The following is a 9,360-nucleotide window of genomic DNA, read 5'->3' as shown; positions in this document are numbered from 1 at the left end:
AACTAGACAGCTCCACTTCACAACCGGAGGCCTTCATCTGTCAGACAGACTCACCGATGCCGAGCGGTACAACCTCCCTGGACATCACACCTAGGCCTCGTAGACGACCTCGCCGTCGAGGACGGTCATCGCCACCGGCACCGAGGGCAGGGCCTGCGGCTCCACGCCGAACAGGTCGCCGCCGAGCACGCACAGGTCGGCGACCTTGCCCGGCTCGATGGAGCCCTTGACGTTCTCCTGCCCGTCCTGCCAGGCGGGCACGGCGGTGTACGCGTGCAGCGCCTCGGCCAGGGCGAGCCGCTGCGCCGCCCCCCGCACCGCGCCGTCGAGGCCGCGCCGGGTGACCGCCGCGGCCATGCCCGCGCGCCAGTCCGGGGTGAGGACGGGGGAGTCGGAGCTGAGGCACAGCGGGACGCCCGCGTCGAGCGCGTCGCGCAGCGGCCAGGCGTCCCGCAGGGCGTCCTCGCCGAGCGCCGCGGCGAGCATCGGCTCGGTGGCCACCGGGATGCCCGCCTGGGTGTTCAGCCCGATCCGGTTCGAGGCGAGGACGGTCAGCGTCGCGGGGGCGAGCAGGTCGCCGTGGATGACGTAGTGCCGGGCGTCCCGCCCGTCCCGGCCGAGGGCCGCCGCGAACGCGTCCGCCACGACGCGGGTCGCGCGGTCGCCGGTGGCGTGCACGCCGATCTGGTGCCCGGCGTCGTGCGCCGCGTCGATCATCGCGCGCAGGGCCGCCTCCCGCTCGCCGTCGGAGCCGCCGTCGACCAGCAGGGCGCCGTGGGAGCCGTCGGCGTAGGGGCGGTCGGTCCAGGCGCTGCGCATCGGCGGGATCCCGTCGGCGAAGATCTTCACGCCCGTGACCCGGAACCGGCCGGGGACGCCCGCGGGCGGCGTGAAGTCGCGCAGGCCCGCCAGCAGGTCCGCCGCCGTGCTGCGGCCGTCCAGTTCCCCGAACAGCATCAGCGCGGTGACGCGGGCCTTCAGCCGGCCCTGCGCGGCCAGCTCGGCGTAGTCGTGCAGGGCGCCGGAGCCGAAACAGCCGCTCGGGCCCTCGTCCTCGCCGGGTCCCAGGCCGGGCTCGGTGTAGCTGGTGATCCCGAGGGAGGCCAGCAGGTCGGCGGTGCGCAGGATCGCGCGGCGCCGGTCCTCGGCGGTCTCCAGCCGCGCCGGCGCCTCGTGCGCGTGCCCGCCGGAGGCGGCCAGCTGGTCCATCAGCAGGTTCGGCCACATCGCGCCGAGCCACACCCCGTGCAGGTGCGAGTCGTTGATGCCCGGCAGCACCGACCCGCCGTCCAGCGGGACGACCCGGGTGCCGGGGCCGATCAGGGGCGCGACCTCGTCCGCCGTGCCCACGCGGGCGATGCGCCCGCCGCGCACCGCGACCGCTTCGGCGAGGCGATCCCGGGCGTCGACCGTGTGGACCCGGCCACCGGTCAGGACGAGGTCGGCGGCGGAAACATCCGGCATATCCTGCTCCAACTCTGGACACCGTCGATGGGCTGCAATTAACGTACACGGAATCAGATACGATTTTGGAGTGCCCGGCCGGGAGGCGCGGGCACACCGGGCCTTCGGAGGTAAACGATGCCCCTGGATCCCGAGGCGCAGCGGATCATCGACCGCACCCCTGCCGAGGACCCGAGCGGCGGCGCCCCGCTGGACGTCGCGGCCATGCGGGAGGGGTTCCGCCGGATGTGGGTGGTGCCGGACGACCTTCCGCACGTGGGCTCCGTGGCCGACACCGCGATCCCCGGCCCGGCCGGCGACATCCCGGTCCGGGTCTACACCCCCGAGGGGGAGGGCCCCTTCCCGGCGTTCGTCTGGTTCCACGGAGGCGGCTGGACGATCGGCGGCCTCGACGAGAACGAGTACTCCTGCCGCGCCGTCTGCGCCGCCGCGGGCGCGGTGGTGATGTCGGTCGACTACCGGCTCGCCCCCGAGAACCCGTTCCCGGCCGCGGCCGACGACGCCTACGCCGCCGTCCGCTGGGTCGCCGAGCACGGCGAGCGCATCGGCGCCGACCCGTCCCGCGTCGCCGTGGGCGGCGAGAGCGCGGGCGGCAACCTCGCCGCCGTCGTCGCGCTCAAGGCACGCGATCTCGGCGGCCCGGAACTGGCCCTGCAGGTGCTCGTCTCCCCGGTCGTCGGCCACCCCGACGACGGGCGCGCCTCCTACCGCGAGTTCGCCGAGGGCTACTTCCTCTCCAGGTCCAGCATGGACTGGTTCTTCACCACCTACCCCCGGGACGAGCGCGACCTGGAGGACCCCTACCTGCTGCCCCTGCGGGCCAAGAGCTTCGCCGGGCTGTGCCGGGCGCTCGTCCTCGAAGCCGAGTGCGACGTGCTGCGCGACGAGGGCGAGGAGTACGCCGTGCGGCTCAAGGACGCGGGCGTCCGGACCGACCTCGTCCGCTACGACGGCATGATCCACGCGTTCTTCGGCCCGCTGGCCACCGAGCTGTCGGTGGCGAGGGACGCCCAGGCCCGGACGGCCGCCGCCCTGCGCTCGGCCTTCGGCACGGACGGCGAGTGATGACCGCTCCGGCTCTCGCCCTCGACGGCGTCGCCGTGGACCGGGCCGAGGTCCCGGTCGTGCACGAGGTCACGCTGGACGCCGCCCCGGGCGCGGTCACCGTGATCCTCGGCGCGAACGGCGCCGGCAAGACGACGCTGATGGACGGCATCGCCGGCCTGGCCCCCGTCAGGTCCGGCACCATCCGGCTGGACGGCAAAGCCATCGAGAGGCTCGCCCCCTACAAGCGGGCCCGCGCCGGCCTCGGCTACGTCGAGCAGGCCCGCACCACATTCCGCACGCTCACCGTCGAGCAGAACCTCATCGTCTCCCAGCAGGGCGACGGCGACCTCGGCACCGTCTACCGGCTCTTCCCGGAGCTGGAGAAGAGGCGGACCCTGCAGGCCGGGTACCTGTCCGGCGGCGAGCAGCAGATGGTCGTGCTCGGCCGGGCCCTGGTCTCGGCGCCCAAGGTCGTGCTGATCGACGAGATGTCGCTCGGCCTCGCCCCGCTGGTGGTGCGCCGGCTGATGGCCACGGTCGGCGAGCTGGCCGGGATGGGCATCGCGGTCGTGCTGATCGAGCAGTTCGCGAACCTGGCGCTGGACGTCGGCTCCCACGCCCACGTGCTGCGCAAGGGACGCGTGGTCTTCTCCGGGCCGTGCGGCGAGCTGCGCGGCGACGAACGGCGCCTGCACCGGCTCTACTTCGGCGGGCCGCCGGTGAGCGCCGCCGAGGCGGGCGGCGCCGGAGCGGCAGAGAGCGGGCACCGATGAACCTGGTCGACAAGCGCGGCCTCGGCATCGGCCTCGGCATCGCGGTGCTCGCCTGCGCGCTGCTCCCGCTGGTGCTGCCGCCGTACTGGATCTACCTGGCGATCAGCGCGGTGATCAGCGCGGTGATCATGCAGAGCTTCGGAGTGATCGTCGGCAGGGCCGGCGTCATGTCGCTGTGCCAGATGTCGTTCGCCGCGATCGGCGCCTGGGTGATGCTGCGGCTGAACGTGGCGGACGCGCCGGGCGGCTTCTACCTGTGGCTGCTCCTCGGCGGCCTCGCCGCGGTGCCCGTCGGCGTCGCGATCGGGCTGCCCGCGCTGCGCATCCGCGGCGTCAACCTCGCCGTCGTCACCTTCGGGTTCGCGGTCAGCACCGACATCGTGCTGAACGTCAACCCGTTCCCCGGCTCGGCCGACCTGACGATGCTGGAGCGGCCCGCCCCCTTCGACACCGACGGCGGCTACTTCGTGTTCACGGTGATCGTGTTCACCGTGCTGGCCGTCGTCCTCGGGATCGTCGGCCGCACCCGGCTGGGGCTGTCCTGGTACGAGCTGCGGCACTCCGAGAGGTCCGCCGCCGCGCACGGCGTCTCGGTGGCGCGCAGCAAGCTCGCCGCCTTCGCGATCAGCGCGTTCGTCGCCGGCATCGGCGGCGGGCTGCTGGTCGGCCAGCTCAGCCTGGTGGTCCCGCAGAACTTCGCGATGGGCCAGTCCCTCGCGCTGTTCGCCGTGGCCATCATGATCGGCCCGCACCATCCGGAGGGCGCCGTGCTCGGCGGGATCTTCGGCGCGGTGATGGCGACGATCATGGAGAAGATCTCGCTGCCGCAGGACTTCGGCGGCGTGCTGTTCGGCGCCGGCGCCCTGCTCGCGCTGCGCAGCGGGCTCAGCCAGACCGACCTGACCCGGATGCGCAAGCGGGAGCGGGACGCCCGGAAGATCCTCAAGGCCGCCGAGGAGGCGCCCGCCGCCGACGCGGACGAGCCGCCCCTCCCGGCGCCCGCGCCGCGCCCCGCCGGCGACGGCGCCCCGGTGCTGGCCGTGCAGGGGCTGACCGTCAGGTTCGGCGAGGTGGTGGCGCTCGACGCCGTCGACCTGACCGTCCCCGAGGGAGCGGTCGTCGGGCTCATCGGCCCCAACGGCGCCGGGAAGTCGACGTTCATCGCGGCGGTCAGCGGCTTCGTCGCGGGCTACGGCGGCACGGTCGCGCTGGCCGGGCGGCGGCTGGACGGCCTCGGCCCGAGCCGCCGCGCCGCGCTCGGCCTGCGCCGCACGTTCCAGACCACCGCGATCGCGCCCGAGCTCAGCCTGTACGACTACCTGACGATCGGCTCCGGCCGGCGGCTGCCGCGCCCGGAGGCCGACGAGCTGCTGGAGTTCTTCGGCTGCCCGCCCGGGCAGGTCCCGGTGTCCATCGTCGACGCCGGCACCCGGCGCCTCCTGGACGTCGCCGCCGCGATCGCGGCGCGGCCGAAGGTCGCCCTGCTGGACGAGCCCGCCGCCGGCCAGTCCGCCGCCGAGTCGCTGCGCCTCGCCAGGCGCCTGGCGGCCGTGCCCGCGCGGTTCGGGGTGTCGGTCCTGCTCGTCGAGCACGACATGGAGCTCGTCCAGGCCACCTGCGAGCAGGTCACCGTCCTGGACTTCGGCCATGTCATCGCCTCCGGTCCCACCGGCCGGGTCCTGGAGGACCCCGCCGTCCGGGCCGCCTACCTCGGCGCCGCCGACGTCCCGGCGTCCTGACCGTTCCGTCCCCTCCACCCACCCTCCCCGCGAAGCAAGGGCCTCAGCGATGAAGCGCACATACACGACGGCGGCCGCGGCCGCGCTCGCCATCTCACTCACCGCCGCCGGCTGCCAGTCCTCCGGCGGGTCCGACGGGCCGATCAAGGTCGGTTCGATCAACGGCATCACCGGGCTCTTCCAGACCCCGGAAGTCCCGAAGGCCGTCAAGGCGGTCTTCGACGAGGTCAACGCGGCGGGCGGCATCGGCGGCCGCAAGCTGGAGCTGGTCAGCAAGGACGACGCGATGGACCCGGCCCGCGCCGGCCAGGCCGCCCGCGAGCTGATCAAGTCCGAGGGCGTGGTCGCCATGGCCGGGTCGTCCAGCGCCGTGGACTGCGGCCTCAACCGCGCCACCTACAGCAAGGAGAAGATCGTCTCGATCCCCGCGGTCGGGGTCGACCCGTCCTGCTTCACCAGCCCCAACATCGCCCCGGTGAACCCCGGCCCCTACGCGCTCACCACGGCGATGCTGTACTACGCGTCCGAGACGCTCAAGCGCGACAAGGTCTGCATCGACTACACCGTCCTGCCCGGCAGCGGCGGCGGCATCGAGAACGCCATCAAGGAGTGGACGAACCTCACCGGCAAGTCCCTCGCGCACAAGAACCTCGCAGTCGGGCAGGGCGACCCGACCCGCTACCTCGTGGCCGACAAGAACGCCGGCTGCCAGGCCGTCCTGTACAACGCGACCGTCGCGCCCTGGTTCGCGCAGGCCAGGACGCAGGGCATGCAGAACGTCGACTTCCTGCTCGCCGCCAACAGCTACACCGACGCCAACGCCAAGGTGATCCCGGCGGACATGAACGCCTACGCGGGCACCGAGTGGCAGCCCTACACCGACCCGGCCCTGCCCGGCAACGAGCGCTGGGCCAAGCTCGTCGACGAGAACGGCATCCAGAAGACGGCGTTCAGCCAGGGCGCCGTCATGGCGGCGGACGTGTTCGTCCAGGTCCTCAAGGGCATCAAGGGCGACATCACCCGCGCGTCGGTCACCAAGGCGTTCAAGGACATGAAGCCGATCGACTACCCGATGGCCGGGAGCCCGTGGGTGTTCGGGCCCGGCGGCGAGCACAGCCCCATCAAGGGCAGCCAGTTCGTCAAGGCGGACAAGGGCGGCTGGAAGGTGCTGCCCGGCGGCTTCACCGTCCCGACCAAGAAGTAGCCGTCCCGCCGCCGGGCGCGCGGCACCCTCCGCGCGCGCCCGGCCCCACCCGGAGGTATCCGATGGTGAACTCTGTGATCGCCGGGCTGACCAGCGGCGGCGGCTACGCTCTGCTCGGCCTGTGCGTCGTGCTGACCTACCGGCTCGTCGCCGTGGTCAACTTCGCGATGACGGCGGTCGGCGCCATGGGCGCCTTCGTGATGGTGTCGCTCACCGACAAGGGCCTGAACGTCTGGCCGGCCCTGCTCGTCGGCGCCGCCACCGCCGCGCTGCTGTCCGGGCTGCTCGGCGCCGCGCTCGTCCGCTGGTTCGCCGGGCACCGCGAGCGGACCAAGGCCGCCGTCACCGTCGCGCTCTACGTGGCGCTGACCGCGATCGGCCTGCGGCTGTTCGGCGGCAACAGCACCGGCGCGCACCGCTTCCCGTCCCCGTTCGCCGACCCCGTCTTCACGGTCGGGGGCGTGGTCGTCCCGCAGTCGGTGCTGGTGTCGCTCGGGTTCGCGCTGCTCATCACGCTCGCCGTCGGGCTCATGCTGACCCGCACGCGGCTGGGGCTGAAGCTGCAGGCGCTGTCGGAGCGGCCGAGCACCGCCGAGGTGGTCGGCATCCCCGCCCCGCGGCTCGCCGTGGGGGTCTGGGCCGGAGTCGGCGCGATCACGATGCTGGTCATCGTGCTCGTCGCGCCCCGGCTCGGCGGCGACTACGCCACCCTGGCCGGGCTGATCAGCACGGCGCTGGCCGTCGCGATGGTCGGCGCGTTCCGCAGCCTGCCGCTGACGCTCGCCGGCGGTCTCATCCTGGGCTGCCTGGAGGGCCTGTCGTCCTCCCTCAGCTCCATCCAGAAGTACCAGGGCGTCGTGCCCTTCCTGGTGATCCTCGTGCTCCTGTGGTGGCGCAGCCGCCGCGAGGTCTGGGACACCGCGCACAGCCGATAGAGAAACGAGCGAAGATGTCACAACCGGCCTCCACCAGGGCCGCCGTGCTCCGCGAGCACGGCGCCGAGCTGAGCGTCGAGGAACTGCCGCTGCCCGCCGAGTGCGAGCCCGGCGCCGCGGTCGTCCGGGTCGACTGCGCCACCCTGTGCGCGACGGACGTGCACCTGTGGTCCGGTGCGATGACGTTCCCGGAGATGCTGCCGATCGTCCTCGGCCACGAGATGATGGGGACCGTCTGCGCGGTCGGACCCGGCACCCGCGACGCTCTCGGCCGCGACGTCAAGGTCGGCGACCGCATCGGCTGGTCGGAGTCGGTCTGCGGCCACTGCTACGGCTGCACCGTGCTGCGCAACCCCGTCGCCTGCGCCGAGCGCGGCTACGGCTTCCTCCTGCGCGCCGACCGGTTCCCCTACGCCACCGGCGGGCTCGCAGGGCACAACTACGTGACGCCCGGAGCGCTCAAGCTCGTCCTGCCGGACGACGTGAAGGACACCTGGGCGGCCTCGGCGGGGTGCGCGGTCAAGACCGTCCTGCACGCCTTCGACCGCGCCGGGGGAGTGCGGCCGGGATCGACCGTCGTCGTCCAGGGCGCGGGCGCGCTCGGGATCGTCGCCACGGCCGTGGCGAGCGTCTCCGGTGCGGGCAGGGTCATCACGATCGGCGCGCCCGATGCCCGGCTGGAGCTGGCCCGGCGCTTCGGGGCCGACCTGACCGTCGGGCTGGACGGCGACGCCGGCTCCCGCGTCGCGGCCGTCATGGAGGCCACCGAGGGCCGCGGCGCCGAGCTGGTCCTCGACCTCGCCGGGGCGCCCGGCGTGGGCGCCGAGGCGGTCGGCATGGCCGCGTTCGGCGGCCGGTTCGTCATCGTCGGCAGCACCGGCCCGCAGCCCGGGGAGCTCGCCCTCGGCGCGATCATGGGTAAGGAGCTGGACGTGCTCGGCTCGCTGAACGGCGACGTCGGCGACCTGCACCGCTCCGTCGAGTTCCTGCGCGGGTTCCAGGACCGCTTCGCCTGGGACGACCTGTTCGGCGCTCCCGGCGGCCTCGGCGACGCGTCCGGCGCGCTCGCCTCGATGGCCCGGCAGGAGCAGGTCAAGGCCGTCATCAACCCCAACCGATAGGAGACCCGTGCCCACGCAGATCCCCCGCCGCCGGCTCGGCGCCGCCGGGCCCGAGGCGTCCGTGCTGTCCCTCGGCTCCTGGCACACCTACGACCGGATGGACTTCGCCGACTCCGTCGCCATGGTCCGGCACGCCGTCGACGCCGGCATCGACCTCTTCGACGTCGCCGTCTACGGGATGCCCGGCCACCCGCCGGTGTTCACCGACGTGCTGTTCTCCGCGATCGTGCGCGCCGCCGGGATCGCCCGAGACGACTACCTGCTGTCCACCAAGCTGTGGCTGGAGGGGTATCCCGGGCGATCACTGCGCGACCAGCTCGCGGGCGCGCTGTTCCGCGTCGGCGCCGACCACGCGGACGTGGCCGTCCTCGGCGACATCCGCGGCGACGACATCGACCTGAGGCGGCTCGCCGAGGACCTCGCCGCGCTGGAGAAGGAGGGCCTCCTCGGCTGCTGGGGCGTCAACAACTGGTCGGCCACGGCGATCCGGACGATCCGCGAGCACGCGCTCGCCGCGGGCTCCCCGGGCCCGCAGCTCGCGCAGCTGAAGTACAGCCCGTGCCGGCGCTCCATCCCCGACGGCGAGCCGTTCGCCGCCGTCTTCGCCGAGGGCGTGGCCATGCAGGCGTCGGACGTTCTGGAGGGCGGCATCCTCGCGGGGAACACCAGGCCGTCCCGGCAGATCGGGCGCGACCCGGGGGAGATCCGCCCCCGCATCCTGGAGGCCGCCGAGGGCATCGCCGGGCTGGGCGCCGAACTGGACGCGACGCCGGCGCAGCTGTGCATCGCGTTCACGCTCACGCATCCCGCCACCGCGACCGTCCTGTTCGGCGCGAGCAGCATGAAGCAGTTGACCGACAACATCGCGGCGCTGGACGTGCTGGAGCGCGTCGGCGCGGAGCGGCTGCGCTCCCTGATGGAGCCCTTCTGGGCGGACCGCGACGCGGTCGACCCCGAAGGTCCGTGAGCCGCGGACGGTGAGGCGCGTCCGGACCGGCGGGGGGCCTAGTAGGCGGTGAGGGCGCGGACCTGGGCCGGGGACGTGAAGAGTTCGGCGCGCATGCCGGTCTCGCGGGC

General features: G+C 73.6%; 8 protein-coding genes. 7 read left to right on the top strand and 1 reads right to left on the bottom strand.

All coding sequences use genetic code 11. The features are described from left to right. Positions 1-90: 90 nt before the first annotated feature. Entirely contained in the window at positions 91-1,464 is a 1,374-nt protein-coding gene (locus AB0C84_RS44480) for an amidohydrolase family protein (RefSeq protein ID WP_361078581.1), read from the bottom strand. Positions 1,465-1,581: 117 nt separating this feature from the next. Here AB0C84_RS44480 and AB0C84_RS44475 point away from each other — a divergent pair, with 117 nt between their 5' ends. From AB0C84_RS44475 to AB0C84_RS44445, 7 genes are all read left to right on the top strand, one after another. After that, the gene (locus AB0C84_RS44475; protein ID WP_361078579.1) at positions 1,582-2,529 is read left to right on the top strand and encodes an alpha/beta hydrolase; all 948 of its coding nucleotides are present in this window, start codon (positions 1,582-1,584) and stop codon (positions 2,527-2,529) included. Then, positions 2,529-3,284: an ABC transporter ATP-binding protein gene (locus AB0C84_RS44470; protein WP_361078576.1), complete on the top strand. Its 756-nt coding sequence runs from the start codon at positions 2,529-2,531 to the stop codon at positions 3,282-3,284. The genes AB0C84_RS44475 and AB0C84_RS44470 overlap by 1 nt, the downstream gene beginning before the upstream one ends. After that, positions 3,281-5,023, top strand: coding sequence for an ATP-binding cassette domain-containing protein (locus AB0C84_RS44465; RefSeq protein ID WP_361078574.1), 1,743 nt, complete (start codon positions 3,281-3,283; stop codon positions 5,021-5,023). Before AB0C84_RS44470 ends, AB0C84_RS44465 begins: the two co-directional genes overlap by 4 nt. A gap of 49 nt (positions 5,024-5,072) precedes the next feature. Further along, the gene (locus tag AB0C84_RS44460; RefSeq protein ID WP_361078571.1) at positions 5,073-6,227 is read left to right on the top strand and encodes an ABC transporter substrate-binding protein; all 1,155 of its coding nucleotides are present in this window, start codon (positions 5,073-5,075) and stop codon (positions 6,225-6,227) included. Between the two features lie 62 nt (positions 6,228-6,289). Then, entirely contained in the window at positions 6,290-7,162 is an 873-nt protein-coding gene (locus AB0C84_RS44455; RefSeq protein WP_361078569.1) for a branched-chain amino acid ABC transporter permease, read from the top strand. A gap of 14 nt (positions 7,163-7,176) precedes the next feature. After that, complete coding sequence (locus AB0C84_RS44450; protein WP_361078566.1) at positions 7,177-8,283, top strand: zinc-binding dehydrogenase; 1,107 nt, start codon at positions 7,177-7,179, stop codon at positions 8,281-8,283. Positions 8,284-8,290: 7 nt separating this feature from the next. Beyond that, complete coding sequence (locus AB0C84_RS44445) at positions 8,291-9,250, top strand: aldo/keto reductase (protein WP_361078563.1); 960 nt, start codon at positions 8,291-8,293, stop codon at positions 9,248-9,250. Positions 9,251-9,360 lie beyond the last annotated feature (110 nt).

The sequence above is a fragment of the Actinomadura sp. NPDC048955 genome (assembly GCF_040649435.1).
GTDB lineage: Bacteria > Actinomycetota > Actinomycetes > Streptosporangiales > Streptosporangiaceae > Spirillospora > Spirillospora luteofluorescens.
Note: the sequence above shows the minus strand (reverse complement) of the source record. Positions and strands in the feature narration are given on the sequence as shown.

Coding starts and splice junctions, on each gene's coding strand:
- AB0C84_RS44480 (WP_361078581.1), bottom strand. CDS start 1,464: ATGCCGGATGTTTCCGCCGCCGACCTCGTCCTGACCGGTGGCCGGGTC.
- AB0C84_RS44475 (WP_361078579.1), top strand. CDS start 1,582: ATGCCCCTGGATCCCGAGGCGCAGCGGATCATCGACCGCACCCCTGCC.
- AB0C84_RS44470 (WP_361078576.1), top strand. CDS start 2,529: ATGACCGCTCCGGCTCTCGCCCTCGACGGCGTCGCCGTGGACCGGGCC.
- AB0C84_RS44465 (WP_361078574.1), top strand. CDS start 3,281: ATGAACCTGGTCGACAAGCGCGGCCTCGGCATCGGCCTCGGCATCGCG.
- AB0C84_RS44460 (WP_361078571.1), top strand. CDS start 5,073: ATGAAGCGCACATACACGACGGCGGCCGCGGCCGCGCTCGCCATCTCA.
- AB0C84_RS44455 (WP_361078569.1), top strand. CDS start 6,290: ATGGTGAACTCTGTGATCGCCGGGCTGACCAGCGGCGGCGGCTACGCT.
- AB0C84_RS44450 (WP_361078566.1), top strand. CDS start 7,177: ATGTCACAACCGGCCTCCACCAGGGCCGCCGTGCTCCGCGAGCACGGC.